The organism is Serratia sp. CoH_122_TC_1 (genome assembly GCF_058191755.1).
Genome location: NZ_JBXWLA010000007.1, coordinates 236,380 through 253,760, shown reverse-complemented (window position 1 = coordinate 253,760; position 17,381 = coordinate 236,380). Strand labels below are relative to the sequence as shown.

18 protein-coding genes and 1 pseudogene are annotated in these 17,381 nt (G+C 57.0%); 14 read left to right on the top strand and 5 right to left on the bottom strand.

Annotated elements, in window-relative coordinates:
* Window positions 1-15: 15 nt before the first annotated feature.
* The gene (locus tag AC2FC2_RS11515; RefSeq protein ID WP_490659234.1) at window positions 16-1,602 is read right to left on the bottom strand and encodes a gamma-glutamyltransferase family protein; all 1,587 of its coding nucleotides are present in this window, start codon (window positions 1,600-1,602) and stop codon (window positions 16-18) included.
* Window positions 1,603-1,871: 269 nt separating this feature from the next.
* Here AC2FC2_RS11515 and AC2FC2_RS11510 point away from each other — a divergent pair, with 269 nt between their 5' ends.
* The 10 genes and pseudogenes from AC2FC2_RS11510 to AC2FC2_RS11465 all read left to right on the top strand — a co-directional run bounded on the left by AC2FC2_RS11510 (window position 1,872) and on the right by AC2FC2_RS11465 (window position 10,762).
* The gene (locus AC2FC2_RS11510; RefSeq protein WP_209636811.1) at window positions 1,872-2,711 is read left to right on the top strand and encodes a MurR/RpiR family transcriptional regulator; all 840 of its coding nucleotides are present in this window, start codon (window positions 1,872-1,874) and stop codon (window positions 2,709-2,711) included.
* A 218-nt stretch (window positions 2,712-2,929) separates the two neighbouring features.
* Window positions 2,930-3,721, top strand: coding sequence for a transporter substrate-binding domain-containing protein (locus tag AC2FC2_RS11505; protein ID WP_209636809.1), 792 nt, complete (start codon window positions 2,930-2,932; stop codon window positions 3,719-3,721).
* Window positions 3,722-3,733: 12 nt separating this feature from the next.
* Window positions 3,734-4,399 carry an amino acid ABC transporter permease gene (locus AC2FC2_RS11500; RefSeq protein ID WP_404760231.1) on the top strand — a complete coding sequence of 222 codons (666 nt, stop codon included), beginning with the start codon at window positions 3,734-3,736 and terminating at the stop codon, window positions 4,397-4,399.
* Window positions 4,399-5,055, top strand: a complete 657-nt coding sequence (locus AC2FC2_RS11495) for an amino acid ABC transporter permease (RefSeq protein WP_490308933.1) — start codon at window positions 4,399-4,401, stop codon at window positions 5,053-5,055. Before AC2FC2_RS11500 ends, AC2FC2_RS11495 begins: the two co-directional genes overlap by 1 nt.
* The gene (locus AC2FC2_RS11490; RefSeq protein WP_209636803.1) at window positions 5,036-5,782 is read left to right on the top strand and encodes an amino acid ABC transporter ATP-binding protein; all 747 of its coding nucleotides are present in this window, start codon (window positions 5,036-5,038) and stop codon (window positions 5,780-5,782) included. Before AC2FC2_RS11495 ends, AC2FC2_RS11490 begins: the two co-directional genes overlap by 20 nt.
* A gap of 158 nt (window positions 5,783-5,940) precedes the next feature.
* On the top strand, window positions 5,941-7,182 hold the full coding sequence (locus AC2FC2_RS11485) for a pyridoxal-phosphate-dependent aminotransferase family protein (protein ID WP_265554791.1): 1,242 nt from the start codon (window positions 5,941-5,943) through the stop codon (window positions 7,180-7,182).
* Window positions 7,182-8,456 (top strand): allantoate amidohydrolase, encoded by a 1,275-nt coding sequence (gene hpxK, locus AC2FC2_RS11480; protein ID WP_490659233.1) that lies wholly within the window; start codon window positions 7,182-7,184, stop codon window positions 8,454-8,456. Before AC2FC2_RS11485 ends, hpxK begins: the two co-directional genes overlap by 1 nt.
* Window positions 8,437-8,937, top strand: a complete 501-nt coding sequence (gene uraD / locus AC2FC2_RS11475) for a 2-oxo-4-hydroxy-4-carboxy-5-ureidoimidazoline decarboxylase (protein ID WP_490659232.1) — start codon at window positions 8,437-8,439, stop codon at window positions 8,935-8,937. Before hpxK ends, uraD begins: the two co-directional genes overlap by 20 nt.
* On the top strand, window positions 8,930-9,265 hold the full coding sequence (uraH, locus tag AC2FC2_RS11470; RefSeq protein WP_209636794.1) for a hydroxyisourate hydrolase: 336 nt from the start codon (window positions 8,930-8,932) through the stop codon (window positions 9,263-9,265). Before uraD ends, uraH begins: the two co-directional genes overlap by 8 nt.
* Before the next feature lie 143 nt (window positions 9,266-9,408).
* Window positions 9,409-10,762, top strand: a pseudogene (locus tag AC2FC2_RS11465) (nucleobase:cation symporter-2 family protein).
* 33 nt (window positions 10,763-10,795) lie between these two features.
* Here the strand turns inward: AC2FC2_RS11465 and AC2FC2_RS11460 are convergent.
* Window positions 10,796-11,569: an amidohydrolase gene (locus AC2FC2_RS11460; RefSeq protein ID WP_209636790.1), complete on the bottom strand. Its 774-nt coding sequence runs from the start codon at window positions 11,567-11,569 to the stop codon at window positions 10,796-10,798.
* The gene (locus tag AC2FC2_RS11455; RefSeq protein ID WP_490659231.1) at window positions 11,557-12,717 is read right to left on the bottom strand and encodes a pyridoxal phosphate-dependent aminotransferase; all 1,161 of its coding nucleotides are present in this window, start codon (window positions 12,715-12,717) and stop codon (window positions 11,557-11,559) included. Before AC2FC2_RS11455 ends, AC2FC2_RS11460 begins: the two co-directional genes overlap by 13 nt.
* A gap of 162 nt (window positions 12,718-12,879) precedes the next feature.
* Between AC2FC2_RS11455 and AC2FC2_RS11450 the strand changes: the two genes are divergently transcribed.
* The 3 genes from AC2FC2_RS11450 to AC2FC2_RS11440 are packed head-to-tail and all read left to right on the top strand — an operon-like array spanning window position 12,880 to window position 14,719.
* Window positions 12,880-13,494: a methylthioribulose 1-phosphate dehydratase gene (locus AC2FC2_RS11450; protein WP_209636786.1), complete on the top strand. Its 615-nt coding sequence runs from the start codon at window positions 12,880-12,882 to the stop codon at window positions 13,492-13,494.
* A complete protein-coding gene (gene mtnC, locus AC2FC2_RS11445) occupies window positions 13,491-14,180 on the top strand; it encodes an acireductone synthase (protein ID WP_209636784.1) in 690 nt (229 codons plus the stop codon). The genes AC2FC2_RS11450 and mtnC overlap by 4 nt, the downstream gene beginning before the upstream one ends.
* Window positions 14,177-14,719 carry a 1,2-dihydroxy-3-keto-5-methylthiopentene dioxygenase gene (locus AC2FC2_RS11440; RefSeq protein ID WP_209636782.1) on the top strand — a complete coding sequence of 181 codons (543 nt, stop codon included), beginning with the start codon at window positions 14,177-14,179 and terminating at the stop codon, window positions 14,717-14,719. The genes mtnC and AC2FC2_RS11440 overlap by 4 nt, the downstream gene beginning before the upstream one ends.
* Before the next feature lie 17 nt (window positions 14,720-14,736).
* Here AC2FC2_RS11440 and mtnA read toward each other — a convergent pair whose 3' ends face one another.
* Complete coding sequence (gene mtnA, locus AC2FC2_RS11435; protein ID WP_209636781.1) at window positions 14,737-15,765, bottom strand: S-methyl-5-thioribose-1-phosphate isomerase; 1,029 nt, start codon at window positions 15,763-15,765, stop codon at window positions 14,737-14,739.
* Between the two features lie 144 nt (window positions 15,766-15,909).
* On the opposite strand from mtnA, the gene mtnK reads away from it, so the two are divergent.
* Entirely contained in the window at window positions 15,910-17,109 is a 1,200-nt protein-coding gene (gene mtnK / locus AC2FC2_RS11430; RefSeq protein ID WP_209636779.1) for an S-methyl-5-thioribose kinase, read from the top strand.
* Between the two features lie 86 nt (window positions 17,110-17,195).
* Here the strand turns inward: mtnK and AC2FC2_RS11425 are convergent, their stop codons facing one another.
* Window positions 17,196-17,348, bottom strand: coding sequence for a Hok/Gef family protein (locus AC2FC2_RS11425; protein ID WP_041414251.1), 153 nt, complete (start codon window positions 17,346-17,348; stop codon window positions 17,196-17,198).
* Between the last annotated feature and the right edge of the window lie 33 nt (window positions 17,349-17,381).

The window sequence follows — 17,381 nt, the reverse complement described above, 5'->3', positions numbered from 1 at the left end:
TTCTAGATAGAGCGGTTAGAAGCCAGCGGCGCTGCCGTTGCTGCGTGGATCAAAAGCGCCTTCAAGCATGCCGTTAGTATGGCGAACAATGGCCCCGGCGTGGCCGACGGCTTCGCTAAAATCAGGCAGCAGTTCCACATCGTGTCCGCGTTGGCGTAAATAGGTCAGGGTTTCCTCAGAGAAGCGTCCTTCAAGCTTCAACGAGTCGGAGCTTTCGCCCCAGGTGCGGCCGAGTAGCCAGCGTGGCGCACTGATCGCCTGTTGCAGCGGTAAACCCTGCACTACATAGCGGACAAATACGGCCGCCTGAGTCTGCGGTTGACCGTCTCCGCCCATGGAGCCGTACACCAGGGTGCGCCCGTCATACAAACGTGCAGCCGCCGGGTTTAAGGTGTGGAAGGGTTGTTTGCCGGGGGCCAGTGCCAACAGGTGGGCCGCATCCAGACTGAAAGAGGCCCCGCGGTTTTGCCACAGCACACCACTTTGCGGCAGCACCACGCCACTGCCGAATTCGTGGTAAATGCTTTGGATAAAGGACACCGCCAGACCGCTGCTGTCCATCACGCCCATCCAGACGGTATCGCCGGGGCCTTTACCTTTCCCCCAGAGAGCGGCCTGCTGGGGATCGATGCGTTGGGCCAGCGCATCCAGATGCTCGTTTGTCAGCAATGCTTGTGGATCTTGCGTCATATGCCGCGGATCTGTGATGAATTGATCGCGCAGGCTGAATGCCAGCTTGGTGGCTTCAACAATTCCATGCACGACGGCACCTTCGCTGCGGCTGGCAAGCGGTAGCCGGTCGGTTAACCCGAGGATCGCCAACGACACGAGACCCTGAGTCGGGGGCGTCAGGTTAAAGATCTCGCCTTTCTGATGCTCCAGCCGCAAGGGGGTACGACGGCGTGGTCGATAATCTGCCAGATCCTGCGCGGTGAGTGGCATGCCGAGCTTAGCCATATCCGCCGCCATACTCTGTGCCAGTGGGCCGCGATAGAAACTGTCCAAACCCTCTTCGGCCAGCGTAATCAGCGTGTCCGCCAGCTGCGGCTGGCAAAAACGTTGCCCGGCGTGAGGTATTTCGCCGTGCGGCAGGAAGGTGCAGGCAAAGTCTTCCAAATCCGCCAGTTCGTGATATTTGCTCCGCGTGGCAGCCTCTTGCGAGGCGGTGACCGGAATGCCATCTGCGGCATAGCGAATGGCATCGGCCAGCAGGCGTGGGAGCGGTAATTGTTCGCCGCCCAGTTCGACCGAATAATCCAACGCTTCCTGCCAGCCGCCAAGGGTCCCCGCGACAGTCAGTGCCGCTTTGGGGCCTCTATGCGGAATGTGGCTTTCGCCGGCGTAAAAATCCAGCGTCGCCAAAGAGCCGGCTGCACCGCTGGCATCGATCGCCACCGGATCGCCCTGTGGCGGGACGATCAACCAAAAACCGTCACCCCCCAAACCGTTCATATGTGGGTAGACCACGGCGATAGTGGCGGCAGCGGCGACCATCGCTTCAATTGCGTTTCCGCCTTCACGCAATACCGCCAGTGCACTTTCGCTGGCGAGGTGATGCGGCGTGACGGCCATGCCCAATGGCGCAGTGTTGCTGTTAATCATTTCTTGGCCCTTGTTTGAAGTCAGCATCTGCCTTAAACACAAGCAAGAGACGTTCCATGTTTTCGTGAAGGGCAATAATCGCTTGCCAGCAGGTAGCTTGAGCGTGCTATGTTCCGCTGAAACAAAGGTTACAACCCCGTCCTATTTCACATTGCCGCGGCGTTGACTTCTGCGCCCACCCCCAGTCACTTAACTGACTGAGCTTCTGGGGATTGCTCGGTTGCCACCGGGCTGCACGTTGATAATTATGGGGGACAGCAGGAGCAGGAATGAAGCAGATAGACGAACGCTTGCGCGGTGAATATCCGCAGCTCACGCCGCAGGAACAGCGGGTGGCTGACTTTATTTTCGATCACTTTGATGACCTGATCAGCTACAACAGCGCTGAGCTGGCGCGCCTGAGCGGCGTGTCCAAAGCCACGGTCAGCCGCCTGTTCAAACGCCTGGGCTACCCGAGCTACCGTACTATGCGCGACGAATTGCGCACCTTGCGCCAAAGCGGTATGCCCTTGACGGATAATCGTGATGCGGTACAGGGCAACACCTTGTTGGCGCGGCACTACAAACAGGAAATGGCTAATCTCACCCACTGGGTGAACCACATGGATACCCATCAGTTCACGGCGGTGATCGCCGCTTTGGTGAAGGCGCGGCGCGTAGTACTGATGGGGTTTCGCAACAGCTACCCGGTCGCGATGCACCTGCGCCAGCAGCTGATGCAAGTCCGTGAGCAGGTCCTACTGGTGCCGCAACCTGGCCAGACGCTGGCAGAAGAGCTGGTTGATTTGGATAAACGGGATGTGGCCGTGGTGGTGGCTTTCCGCCGCAGGCCGCGGCAGTTGCGGGCATTGCTGACGCAGCTGCAGGGGCAACAGGTACCGACGCTGCTGGTGTGCGAGCCTCAAGCACAGGCGTTGATCCCGTTGGCGAGCTGGCATCTGGCGACGCCACTTGATAGCGTTTCTGCTTTCGACAGTTATTCCGCAGCCATGAGCCTGGCGAATCTGCTGAGCAACGCCTTGCTGCACGAGACGCTGGCGCAAGGGCGTCAACGCATTCACCAGATCGCAGATCTGTATAGCGATTTGGACGAGCTGGAGCAGCGCTGATCTCAGCGCTATTTTGGTGCTTTCGCACTTTGATGGTGCGTTATTTTCCCGTTTGATGGATGAGCCTTGCCCTGTCCATGGCAGGCTAATCCCCCTCCTGATGCCCTCACTGACGGGCAGTCATACCAAACATTCCCAATACCGTGAATTGGCACATTAGTTGCAGAGTGATAATCAAAGAATCTTTTGTTTCATCATTTCACCATCGGGGATAATCTATGAACTTCAAGAAAATCGGGGTAGCGGCGTTAGGTGCGGTGTTGTTGATGGCGCAGGCCGCAACGGCGATGGCGGATCAACTGCAAGAAATCCAGCAGCGCGGCGTGTTGCGGGTCGCAGTACCTCAGGATTTTCCGCCGTTTGGCTCGGTGGGTACCGATCTGCAGCCTCAGGGTTATGACATCGATATGGCGCAGTATCTGGCCAACAAGATGAAACTTAAGTTGCAGCTGGTGCCCGTGACCAGCGCCAACCGCGTGCCCTATCTGCAGACCAACAAGGTCGATCTGGTGATCTCCAGTTTGGGGAAAAATGCAGAGCGTGAAAAGGCCATCGCGTTCAGCCGCACCTATGCACCCTTCTTCCTTGGGGTGTTTGGCCCTAAAGACACTGCGTTGGGCGACGCTGCACAACTGGACGGTAAAACCATTGGCGTCACGCGCGGAGCGGTGGAAGACATGGTACTGAGCGACACTGCGCCCAAGGGCGCGCAGATTAAGCGATATGAGGATAACAACACTACGCTGTCGGCCTATCTTTCCGGGCAAGTGCAATACATCGCCACCGGGAATTTGGTGGTGAGTGCGATTGCGCGGCAGAACCCGGCCAAAGCGCCAGTAGCCAAATTCATGCTTAAAGATTCCCCGTGCTACGTAGGCCTGCGCTTGGGTGAGCCGGCCCTGAAAGCAAAAGTGGATGAACTGATTGAACAGGCGTTGAAAGACAACACCCTGAATGGCCTGTCGGAAAAATGGCTGAAAGCGCCGTTGCCTGCCAACTTTGGCGCATAACGGGGGCACCTGATGACCTATCAGCTTAACTTTCCTGCTCTGTGGCCTTACCTGCCTGAGTTGCTGGCGGGTCTGCTGACCACCATTGAACTGACGGCCATGGCCACGGTGCTGGGGGTCACACTGGGTATTTTCGGCGCGGCACTCCGCAGCGGCAAGGCTAACCTGCTCAGCCACGTTTGGGGTGTTTACGTTGAGATTGTGCGTAATACGCCGTTTGTGGTGCAGCTGTTCTTTATTGTATTTGGCCTGCCAAGTCTGGGATGGAAGCTGACCGCCGGGCAGGCGGCATTGCTGGCGATGGTGGTTAATCTGGGCGCGTACAGCACCGAAATCATCCGTGCAGGTATTCAGGTCACGCCGAAAGGCCAGTGGGAGGCGGGGCGAGTGCTCGGTTTCAGTCGAAGCCAGACGTTTTTACGCATCGTGCTACCGCCGTCGCTTCAACGGATTTATCCGGCGCTGGTCAGCCAGTGCATCATTGTCATGCTGGGTTCATCGGTGGTGTCACAGGTGTCTTTTGAGGAGCTGACGTTTGCTGCCAACCTGATCCAGTCGCGCACCTTCCTCAGCTTTGAGGTGTATCTGGTGACGGCGCTGTTTTACCTGCTGTTATCCATATTGATGCGCCAACTCTTGCTGGCCGCCGGACGCCGTTTTTTAGGGAGCCAAGGGTGATGCTGACATTTACCGATTGGGACATTGTGCGCAATTTACTGTTGGCGGCGCGCTGGACGCTGTTGTTATCACTAACGGCATTTATTGGCGGTACTTTGGTGACCTTGCCGCTGTTACTGCTACGCCTGAGCAAGCGTAAGGGGGCACTGCGTTTTGTTCGCGGCTATACCGAGTTGTTTCAGGGGACGCCGTTGCTGATGCAGCTGTTCCTGGCATTCTTTGGTCTGGCACTGTTCGGCATTGATGTTAGCCCCTGGACAGCCGCCGCGTTGGCATTGACGTTATTCACCAGCGCATTCCTGGTGGATATCTGGTCCGGCAGCATTGCTGCATTACCGAAGGGCCAGTGGGAGGCATCACGCTGCCTTGGGCTGAGCTTTGGTCAGACACTGACGCGGGTGGTGGTGCCACAGGCAGTACGCATTGCCATCGCACCGACCGTCGGTTTTTCCGTTCAGGTCATTAAAGGCACTGCACTGGCGTCGATCATTGGTTTTGTCGAGCTGACCAAGGCCGGCACCATGCTGAATAACGTCACGTATCAACCTTTTAAAGTTTTCGGTCTGGTCGCACTGGGGTATTTCCTGATGTGCTACCCGTTGTCGCGCTACAGCCATTATTTGGAGAAGAAATTCCATGCCGCTCATCACAATTAATCAGGTTCAAAAGTATTACGGTCAGAACCATGTGCTGAAGGGCGTGGATCTGGATATTGATATGGGGCAGGTGATTTCAATCATCGGTCGCAGCGGTTCCGGTAAAAGCACGCTGTTACGTTGCATCAATGGGCTGGAAGGTTATCAGGAAGGCAGCATTAAACTGGGTGGCATGACCATCACCGATCGCGATTCACAGGCGCGAGAAATCAGTAAATCCGTAGGCATGGTGTTCCAAAACTTCAATTTATTCCCGCACATGACCGCGCTAGAGAACGTGATGCTTGCGCCTCGGCGGGTGCTGAAAAAAAGCCCGGCTGAATGCCGCGAGCTGGCGGAAGAGATGTTGAACAAGGTTGGGCTGAGCGAACGTATGCATTATTCACCGGCGAACCTTTCCGGCGGGCAGCAGCAGCGTGTGGCGATTGCCCGCGCTTTGGCGATGAACCCGAAGGTGTTGCTGTGTGACGAAATTACCTCCGCGTTGGATCCCGAGCTGGTGGGCGAAGTGCTGAAAGTGTTGGAACAGCTGGCCAAAGAGGGCATGACGCTGATCCTGGTGACCCATGAAATGAATTTTGCCCGTGAGGTCGGTGACCGGGTGGTGTTTATGCACCAGGGCAAAGTGTGGGAGCAAGGCGACAGCCGCACGCTGTTTGCCAACCCGCAAACGCAGGAATTAAAACAGTTTATCGCGTCGGTCCGCGGTTTGTCCGAGAACGGATAAACGTAAATCTCTACCCAATAGATTTCAAGATGCAGGAAGGCGGCAACGCAGTGAGTCCTTGGGAGCGTACAAGTAGTACGTGACCAAGGCGAGCGAGGAAAGCCAACGCATCTGCAACTTGAAAGATGAAGGGTATATTAAGTTGGCAAGGAATGAACATGTTAGATATCGCAAAATTCGATCAGATTAACCCCCCCGCCCGCCTTCTGATGGGGCCGGGGCCGATCAACGCCGATCCGCGTGTGCTGCGTGCCATGTCGAGTCAATTGATTGGCCAGTACGATCCCGCGATGACGGGCTACATGAATCAGGTCATGGAACTGTATCGCGCTTTGTTCCGCACCGAAAACCGCTGGACCCTGTTGGTGGACGGTACTTCCCGTTCGGGTATTGAAGCGATGCTGGTTTCCTCAATCCGCCCAGGGGACAAGGTGCTGGTACCGGTATTTGGCCGTTTCGGTCATCTGCTGTGTGAGATTGCCCGCCGTTGTCGTGCTGAAGTGCACACCATTGAGGTTCCCTGGGGCGAGGTGTTCAGTGCGGACCAGATTGAAGATGCCATCAAGAAGGTGCGCCCGCGCCTGCTGTTAACGGTGCAGGGCGATACCTCCACCACCATGTTACAGCCGCTGGAGGCGTTGGGGGATATTTGCCGCCGCCACGGTGTGCTGTTTTATACCGATGCGACCGCTTCGTTTGCCGGTAACCCGCTGGAAACAGATGCATGGGGGCTAGATGCAGTCTCCGCCGGGTTGCAGAAATGCCTGGGTGGCCCGTCCGGCAGTTCGCCCATCACCCTCAGCCCGCAATTTGAAGAGATAGTTCGCCGCCGTAAATGTGTGGAGCAGGGCATTCGCACCGCAGACCATGCCGATGGCGACGACGAGATGATCTACTCCAACTATTTCGATCTCGGCATGATCATGGATTACTGGGGGCCAGAGCGCCTGAACCACCACACCGAAGCCACCAGTATGCTGTTCGCCGCGCGTGAGTGCGCCCGGGTGATCCTGGAAGAGGGGCTGGATAACACCATTGCCCGCCACAAGCTGCACGGTGCCGCAATGTTGGCCGGCATTCAGGGTATGGGGCTTGAGGTCTTCGGCGATCTCGATAACCGGATGAATAACGTGCTTGGCGTGGTGATCCCGCCACAGGTACAGGGCGAGCAGGTACGTCAGATGATGCTGAATGATTTTGCCATCGAGATCGGTACGTCCTTTGGCCCGCTGCAAGGCAAGATCTGGCGCATCGGTACCATGGGTTACAACGCACGTAAAGACTGTGTGTTGCAGACGCTCACCGCGCTGGAAGCCGTGCTGAATCGGCTGGGCTTCGCCAGTAAACAGGGGGAAGCGCTACAGGCGGCCTGGAACACCTACGACGACGGGAGCCGTTGATGACGGCGTTGTTAACCGCCCAAGCGGCGGAGCTGGCGGCGGCGCGGGTGATGGCCCGTTGTGACGAACTGGCAGCGATCAGTGCGACGCCAGGCGAATTGACGCGGGTTTATTTATCGCCGGAGCATCGACGCGCCAACCTGTTGGTAGGCGACTGGATGCGGACCCTCGGCATGACGGTCTGGCAAGACAGCGTTGGCAATATTTGTGGCCGTTATGAAGGCCAAACGCCGGGCGCTCCCGCGCTGTTGCTCGGGTCGCATTTGGATACGGTGCGCAACGCTGGGCGTTATGACGGCATGCTCGGCGTATTGACTGCGCTGGAAGTGGTGGCGCATTTGCATCAGCAGCAACGGCGTTTACCGATCGCCGTTGAAGTGATTGGCTTTGCCGATGAAGAGGGCACGCGCTTTAGTATCGCCCTGTTGGGTAGCCGGGGCATTACCGGCCAGTGGCCGGCAGACTGGCTGGAAAGGACTGACGTCGAGGGTATCAGTGTGGCGCAGGCACTGCGTGATTTTGGTCTTGATCCCGCGGCGGTCGGTGAGGCGCGGCGCGCGCAAAGTGATATCTGCGGGTATTTGGAAGTGCACATTGAGCAGGGGCCATGCCTGGAAGCCGCCGATCTGGCGCTGGGTGTGGTAACGGCGATTAACGGTGCTCGGCGTCTAAACTGCACCTTCACCGGCGAGGCAGGCCATGCCGGTACCGTGCCGATGGGGCAACGTAAAGACGCCCTGGCGGCAGCGGCGGAGTGGATGGTGGCGGTTGAGGCGATAACCTGCGCCAGCGATGGGCACTTGGTGGCGACCGTGGGGCAGATAGAAAGCCTGCCGGGAGCGGTCAATGTGATCCCCGGAGAGGTCACATTGTCGCTCGACGTGCGTGGCCCGGAAGACGGCCCGCTGGCGGTGCTGCTGACGCAACTATTGGCGCAGGCAAACGCGATTTGCGCACGTCGGGGACTGCGTTTTTCCAGTGAGGAGTTTTACCGCATAAATGCAACAGAGTGTGATGCAAATTTGCAACGTCGCTGGCAACAGAGCGTGGTCGCGGCGCAAGGGCGCAGCATCGCGTTGCCGAGCGGTGCCGGGCACGACGCGATTGCGTTAGCGGCCTGTTGGCCAGTGGGTATGCTGTTTGTTCGTTGCGATCGTGGCATCAGCCACCATCCGGCTGAAGCCGTAAGTCAGGCAGATGTGGCGTTGGCCATACAGGCTTACTGCCAAACGGTAGCCAGTTGGGAGTTTCCTGATGAACCTGCAACAGTTTAACCAATTATCCGTGGCGGAAGCCGAGCTGCGGCTGCGGCCCTGCGTAAACATTGCCGCCTGGATAGCCGCGGTGATCGCAGCGCGGCCATTCAGCAGCAGTGATGCCGCGCTGGCTGTCGCCTGGCAGGCGGCACAGAACTGGCGGCCTGAAGAGGTCAGCCTGGCCTTGGTGCAGCATCCGCGTATCGGTGAGCGTGCGAAAGGCATGGAGCAGGACGCCCAGTTTTCAGCGCGTGAGCAAGCGGCGGTCAACGCACAGGATACTGAGATTGCCCAAGCGCTGCAGGCAGGAAACCGGCGTTATGAGGCGCAATTTGGTCAGGTATTTTTAATCCGTGCCGCCGGTCGAGATGGGTTCGCCATCCTGCGTGAACTGGAAAGACGATTGAAAAACAGTGCGGAGCAGGAACGGCAGGAAACCGCCGAACAGCTGCGTGAGATCGTGATGCTGCGTTTTAAGGAGTTACTGAGCGATGAGTAAAATAAGCACCCATATTTTGGATACGTCACTCGGTAAACCTGCTGCAGGTGTACGGTTGTGGCTGGAGTTCGAGCAAGACGGGCAGTGGCAGACATTGGCCGAAGGCCATACGGATACCGATGGCCGCGCGCGCGATCTGACCGCTGACAGCCTGGCCACCGGACATTACCGCCTGTCTGCCGATCTTGGCGCTTACTTTGCTGCCGATCGGCGTGCGACGCTGTACGCGACGGCAATTATCGATTTTGTCATCAATGATGATGCCCAGCATTACCATTTGCCGCTGCTCATCAGCCCGTATTCCTACTCAACCTACCGGGGCAGCTAAACGCCGTGTTTAATGGGGGCCATTTTGGGTTGGGGCAGTGCTCGGCCTCCTCACGGACTTCATGTATGCCCTGGGGATCCCCACACTGACGGCGACAATAACGCCAATTGACGTTGTTCTACATGCATATTGACGAGGTTCTTATGGCTCTGTCTCAGGATAAGGGTGCGGCTTCGTGCTGCCCGGAAAATGAAAAATTGCCGTTGGTAAAAACGTTCGCCTACGGTCTGCAACATATTCTGACGATGTACGGCGGGATCATTGCGCCGCCGCTGATAATAGGTTCAGCCGCAGGATTAAGCGCACCACAGATTGGCATGCTGGTGACGGCGGCGTTGTTTGTCAGCGGGTTGGCTACGCTGTTGCAAACGCTTGGTGTGCCCGGCTTCGGTTCTCGTCTGCCGTTGGTGCAGGGCATTTCCTTTGCGGGTGTTGCGACCATGGTGACCATCGTCACCGGCGACGGCGGCCTGCCCGCGGTATTTGGCGCGGTGATCGTCGCTTCTCTGGTGGGGCTGCTGATCGCGCCATTTTTCTCGCAGATTATCCGCTACTTCCCACCGGTGGTGACCGGCACGGTGGTGACGGTGATCGGGTTGTCATTGATGCCAGTGGCGGTACGTTGGGCGATGGGGGGGGAATGCCAAGGCGGCAGACTGGGGATCAACCGGAAATATTGGTCTGGCGGCGTTCACACTGGCGGTCATTTTATTGCTCAATAAAGTGGGGTCACCGGCGTTGAAACGCTTATCCGTGCTGTTGGCGATGGCCGTCGGCTGCGGGGTGGCGGTGCTGGTGGGCAAGGTCAGTTTTACTGCTGTGTGGAACGGACCATGGGTGGCATTCCCCGAGCCCTTCGCGTATGGCTGGCCCACCTTCGAATTGAGCGCAGTGTTATCCATGCTATTGATCGTACTGGTGCTGCTGACGGAAACCACGGCGGGGCTAATGGCGGTTGGCGAGATTGTCGGTTCACCGGTCAATGCGCGCCGGATCGCTAACGGCTTGCGTGCCGATATGCTGTCGAGTGCGTTGTCGCCGGTGTTCAACTCATTCCCGCAAAGTTCGTTTGCCCAGAACATTGGGCTGGTGGCAATCACCGGCGTGAAGAGCCGTTTTGTCGTCAGCGCTGGCGGTGCAATTTTGGTGCTGCTGGGCGTTTTGCCGGTGCTGGGTCGGTTAGTCGCCTGCATTCCGTTACCGGTACTGGGCGGTGCCGGCGTGGTGTTGTTTGGCTCGGTGGCTGCCAGCGGCATTCGTACCCTGGCAAAAGTGGATTATAAGGACAACATGAATTTGGTGGTGGTGGCGACGGCGATTGCCTTCGGCATGATCCCGATAGTGATGCCGACCTTTTACGATCAGTTCCCAAATGGGGTGCGTACCTTGCTGCATTCCGGCATCAGCGCTTCGTGCCTGGTGGCGTTACTGTTAAACCTGCTGTTTAACCGTATTGAGAGCGCAGAAGAAAAAACGGGCGAGGAAGAACTGTCTTGACGTTACGGGCGTAGAGGACCACGCCCGTCATCATTAATCGTGGCGCAGGAAGCTGTCGGCATCACGCCAGGCCGGGAAGGCGCTGCGGTAGCTTTGCAGGGTTTCCAGCGACAATTCTGCATCCAACTGTGCGGCGGCGAATGGCTCAACGTGCGCCAGCGTCTCTCCCTGTGGGCTGATGATCAGGCTGTCACCGCTGTAGTTTAGCCCATTGCCGTCCTCGCCAACGCGATTGCAACCCGCCACGTACACCTGGTTTTCAATGGCGCGTGCTGCCAACAGTGTTTGCCAGTGTTTGCTGCGCGGCGCTGGCCAGTTGGCGACGTACAACGCCAGATCGTAATCTTGTTGATAACGGGACCACACCGGGAAGCGCAAGTCATAACAAATCTGCGGCAGAATCCGCCAGCCACGCCATTCGAAAATTTCACGCCGTTTGCCCGCCTGATAATGCAGGTGCTCGCCAGCCATGCGGAATAAATGGCGCTTATCGTAGGCATGTACCCGACCGTTCGGCTCAACCAGCAGGAACCGGTTTACCGCGCCTTCGGGAGTTTTTAGCGCCACGCTGCCACCGACCAGCGCGTTGCTTTTGCTCGCCCAGCCGTGTAGCCAGTCGATCACCTGCCGTTCCGGCAGTGCACTTTCCCCGGCATCCATAGCAAAACCGGTTGTGAACATTTCCGGCAGCACAATCAAATCGCGTCCACTTAACGGTGCCAGCAGCGTATCAAAATGACGCAGGTTGGCCTCACCGTCACGCCAGACCAAGGGGTGCTGCAACAGGGTAATTTTTAAAGTCGACATAACCGCTCCGCAGCTGCATCCAGCGTGGCATCTTGTTTAGCGAAGCACAGCCGGATCAATTTATGGGGGAAAGGATCGGCACAGAAGACCGACAGCGGGATCGCCGCCACGCCCACGTGCTCAGTTAACCAATGGCAGAACTCCACGTCGTCCAGATCGGAGACGGCGCTGTAATCTGCCAACAGGAAGTATGTACCTTCACAGGGGAGAATTTCCAGTCGGCTGTTTGACAATGCCTGTACAAAACGATCGCGCTTGGCGCGGTAAAACGCCGATAACTGCTGCCAATGTTCTGGTTCGCTGCGCAACATATCCGCCAATGCCAATTGCGCCGGGGTGTTGACAGAGAAGGTCAGGTATTGATGCACTTTACGTACTTCAGCACTCAGCGCTTCCGGGGCCACGCAGTAACCCACTTTCCATCCGGTCATGTGGAAGGTTTTACCGAAAGAGGACACGGCGATCGCACGCTGACGCAATTGTGGGTGAGCTAATACGCTGGTGTGGCCACCTTTGGCGAAACAAATGTGCTCGTAGACTTCGTCGCTGAGGACATAGATTTCGCGATCGCTGATTGCGCGCCACAGTTGCTGCATATCCTCCGCTTGCCAGGCTGTGGCGGACGGATTGTGTGGCGTATTGAGGATCACCAGACGGGTGCGTGGCGACAGTAATTGAGAAAACTGTTGCCAGTCTACGCCGAACGCCGGCGGTTGCAGCGCAATGCGTTGTAGCGTGCCGCCAGACAAGGCCACCGCCGGAGCATAGCTGTCGTAGCTGGGATCAAAACAGATCACTTCATCGCCGGGGCGTACTAACGCGCTGATGGCGGCAAACAGGGCTTCGGTGGCACCGGCCGTGACGGTGACTTCGGTGGTGGCGTCTGGCAGCCAGCCATACAAAGCCGCCGTTTTTTCAGCGATGGCCTCGCGTAAAGAGGCGACGCCGGTCATTGGAGCATATTGGTTAGCGCCCTGGCTGACATGCCAGGCTAAGCGCTCTTTCAGGTAATCGGGGCCATCGAAATCGGGAAAGCCCTGCGACAGGTTGATCGCCTGATGCTGCGCCGCCAGTGCGCTCATCTGGGTGAAAATGGTCGTGCCCAGTGCGGGCAATTTACTTTCGGGGATCCATGCTGAAGTGCTCATAGCAGGCTAATACTCCTGGCGCTTATGTTGCCGTCAATATAACACGATGTTAGTATTTGGCAATCAAGACGCTTAGATGGCTAAATGAAGAAAAGATCTAACCATCAATCAAATCATTCTAAGCTTCATCTGCTGGACGACCTTACAGACCGGGAAACGATAATGACCGAAAATCCGCAACTTACAGCGCTATTGTCTGCGTGCCACTGGATTGGTGAAAGGGGTTGGTGTCCGGCGACGGGCGGCAACATGTCGTTGCGTCTCGACGATCGGCACTGTCTGGTAACCGAATCCGGCAAGGATAAAGGCAGCCTGACTGAAACGGATTTCCTGCTGGTAGAAACGGACACCAATCACGTACCCAGCGGCCGCACGCCGTCGGCGGAAACCGGCCTGCATACCCTGATTTACCGCCTCTATCCGCAGATTGGCGCGGTGTTGCATACGCATTCAGTGAATGCGACGGTGTTGTCACGTGTTGAACCGGGTGATGGGCTGTTGTTGCAGGGCTATGAGATGCAAAAATCACTCAGTGGACAACGCACGCATCTGGATAGCCTGGTTATCCCCATTTTCGATAACGATCAGGACATCCCGCGCTTAGCGGCGCGCGTGGCGGCTTATGCTGAAGTGACGCCGTTGCAATATGGTTTTCTGGTGCGGGGCCACGGTTTGTACTGCTGGGGCAGCCAGGTCGCAGAGGCTCGCCGCCATCTCGAAGGACTGGAATTTCTGTTCCAGTGCGAACTGCAACGCCGCTTACTGGAGGCAAAATGATCCGCGCTATCGTCACCGACATTGAAGGCACAACCAGCGATATCCGCTTCGTACATCAAGTCTTGTTCCCTTATGCACGTGAAAGGTTGGCGGCGTTTCTTCGTCAGCACGCCGCTGATGCCGAAGTGGCCGCGCCGCTGAACGACTTACGCCAGGAAATTGATCGGCCGCAGGCGGACATTGAACAGCTGATTACTACGCTGTATCGCTTTATGGACGAAGATCGCAAATCTACCGCGCTGAAGGCACTGCAAGGCATCATTTGGCGCAGTGGCTACCAGAACGGTGATTTTCGTGGGCATTTGTACCCCGAAGTGGCCGAACAATTGGCGGCCTGGCAGCAGCAAGGGCTGAAGCTGTATGTCTACTCATCCGGTTCGGTAGAGGCGCAGAAACTGTTGTTCGGATACAGCGATGCCGGGGATCTTCAGCCGCTGTTCAGCGGTTATTTTGATACCCATGTGGGTGCCAAGCGCGACGTTGCTTCGTACCGCAATATTGCCCGTGAAATCGGTATTGCTCCCGACGCGCTGTTATTTCTTTCTGACATTCACCAAGAGCTGGACGCCGCGCGTGCTGCCGGTTGGCATACCTGCCAACTGATCCGCGATGATGCCGATGAGCAAAGCCAGCATCTGCAGGTTAACCGGTTTGATCATATCGATTTAGGGGAGTTTGCCTCATGAGTGGATTAACCATTTTCAGTGATAAAGAGCCGCAGCAACCTTTGTGGCAGAGCAACGATGCGCAGGCGATTCAGCAGCAATTGGCGCAGATTGGCGTACGCTTCGAACGCTGGCAGGCGGATCGCGAACTGGGTGAAAACCCAGAACCAGCCACGGTGATTGCCGCCTATCAGCAGCAAATTGATCGGCTGGTGGCAGAAAAAGGCTACCAGAGCTGGGATGTGATTAGCATGCGTCCTGACAATGCGCAGCGCGACGTGTTACGCAGCAAGTTCCTCTCCGAACACACACACGGCGAAGATGAAGTGCGTTTCTTTGTGGAGGGAGCAGGGCTGTTCTGCCTGCATCTGGAGGGCAAGATCTTCCAGATCCTGTGTGAGAAGAACGATCTGATCTCGGTACCGGCCGATACCCGCCATTGGTTTGATATGGGCTCGGCACCGAATTTCACGGCGATCCGCGTATTCGATAATCCCGAAGGCTGGGTGGCACATTTCACCGGCGACGACATCGCCGATGCGTATCCACGTCTCGACTGACCGCAATGATGCGGGCGTTAACCTAACGCCCGCGTGAATATCCCCTCATTGACTTGTTGCGGTGTGATTACGCCGCTGTCGAATACCCAACCGCTAATCAGTGCCGCTGGCGTCACGTCAAATGCCGGGTTATAGACCGGGGCATCAACAGGCGCCCACTGGCATGAACCAAAGCTCCCGGCGACGCCGGTCACCTCAGCCGCAGCCCGTTGCTCAATCGGGATTGCCGCTCCATTGGGACAGTGCGGATCCTGGGTGGTGTGCGGCGCAGCGACGTAGAACGGAATGCGGTGATAATGCGCCAGTACCGCCAGGCTATAGGTGCCAATCTTATTGGCGACATCACCGTTGGCGGCGATGCGGTCGGCACCTACCCACACGGCATCTACCTGGCCCTGTGCCATTAGGCTAGCGGCCATGGCGTCGCAAATCAGCGTATATGGGATACCCCGTTCGCCCAGTTCCCAAGCGGTCAGCCGCCCTCCCTGTAGCAGCGGACGGGTTTCATCGACCCACACCTGTTGTACCTTGCCTTGCTGATGAGCACGCAGCAGCACGCCAATGGCTGTGCCAATACCCGCGGTTGCCAAACCACCGGTGTTGCAATGTGTCAGCAGGCGGCTGCCGGGTTTCACCAATTCGGCACCGTGATTGGCAATGCGGTCACACAATTTGCGGTCTTCATCCACTAATCGCAATGCCTCTTCCACCATCGCGGGTACCCAGTGAGGTTGCGCCAGCGCGAGCTTCATGCGGTCCAGATTGTTCATCAAGTTGACCGCCGTCGGCCTTGAGGCACGTAGGGTCATCAGCGCTTGCTCCAGCTCTTCACGCGGCAGGCCGCGCTCTGCCAACAGGGCCAACAGCAGGCTGGCGGACAGGCCGATCAGCGGTGCGCCCCGTACTCGCAGGCTGTGAATATGTCCCACCAACTCTTCCACGCTGTCACAGGGACGCCATTGTTTTTCCTGCGGCAGAGCCTGTTGATCGAGGATCCAAAGTCGGTTGTCTCTCAGGGTCAAACTGGTGGTGTTAAGCGCTTGCATCGGCGGTTAATTCCTTGTTGCGTAGTTATTGCATCTGGAAAGCTATTCTGCCAACATGACTTCCAGATGTATAGACGTCCAAATGCTTTTACGTCTAAAAAATAATAATCGCTGTGTCAGAGAGACAGGAAAGAGGGGTTGGGAATGTCGCACTATCGTACGTTTACTGCTGCCGATGCCGTTGAATATGCCCGCCAATATGGGCTGTTGGCCGATCCTCACGCGCTTGTTAGCGCCGACGAGATTGGCGACGGTAACTTAAACCTGGTGTTCAAGATCCGCGATCGTGACGGCATAAGCCGGGTGATCGTCAAACAGGCGCTTCCGTACGTGCGTTGTGTGGGTGAATCTTGGCCATTGACCCTGGATCGTGCGCGTATTGAAGCGGAAACCTTGTTGATCCACGGTGGTTTTTGCCCACGGCATACGGTAAAGGTGCTTCATCACGATCCCGAGCTGGCCGTGATGGTGCAAGAAGATCTCTCTGACCACCACATCTGGCGCAGTGAATTGCTCAAGGGCAAGTATTATCCGTTGGCGGTTGGGCAATTGGCGGAATATTTGGCCCAGACCCTCTTCCATACCTCCGACTTTTATCAGTCGGCACAGCAGAAAAAGGCGGAGGTCAGCCGCTTTACCAATCCTGAACTGTGCCAGATCACCGAAGATCTATTCTTTACCGATCCTTATATTGATCATGAACGTAATCAATTCGATGCGGCGTTGTTGCCGCAAGTAGTTGAACTGCGTAACGATGCGCCGCTAAAACTGGCGGTAGCCGGGTTGAAGCATCGCTTCTTGAGCAAGGCAGAAGCGCTGCTGCATGGCGATATTCACAGCGGCTCGATTTTTGTCGCAGAAGGTAAACTGAAGGCGATAGATGCCGAGTTTGGTTTCTACGGCCCGATCGGCTTTGACGTCGGCAGCGTGCTGGGGAACCTGTTGTTGAATTACTGCGGTTTGCCGGGACTTCTCGGGCCGCGTGACGCCGCCGCTGGGCGTGAGCAGCGTTTACAAGATGTGCGCGAGCTTTGGCTGATTTTCTCCGATCGTTTCCTGGCATTATGTCACCAACAGACCCGTGAACTTGCGTTGGCGGTACCAGGCTATGCCGAACAGTTCCTGCAACAGGTGTGGACGGATGCGGTAGGTTACTGTGGCAGTGAGCTGATTCGTCGCACTATTGGCCTGGCACATGTTGCCGATCTGGACAGCATAGACGATACCGAGATGCGCATTGAATGTCAGCGGAATGCCTTGGGGTTGGGCCGTGCGTTGATCGTGAACGCGCCACAGATTGAGCATATTGATGCCTTACTGGCGCGTATCCGCCAGAACGGTTAGAAGCGTGGTGGATGCCGTGGGGGAGGGGGCTCATGGATCAGTCGTCAACAACCAACAGGCGGGGCGAGCCCCGCCGTTGGGTTGCCTTACCTTTCGGGTTCGTAAGCCAAAATGGCTGCAACCTCCGTGTCCCCCAGTTTGATGCGCAATTCGCATAGCGAACCGCGGGTAATCCACATCAGCGCTATCAACGTGATGCAGATAATCATCAGCCTGAGAACGACCCGTTCTTGCTGCATTTTTGACCTCCTTGTCCTTGCCTTGCGGCGGGT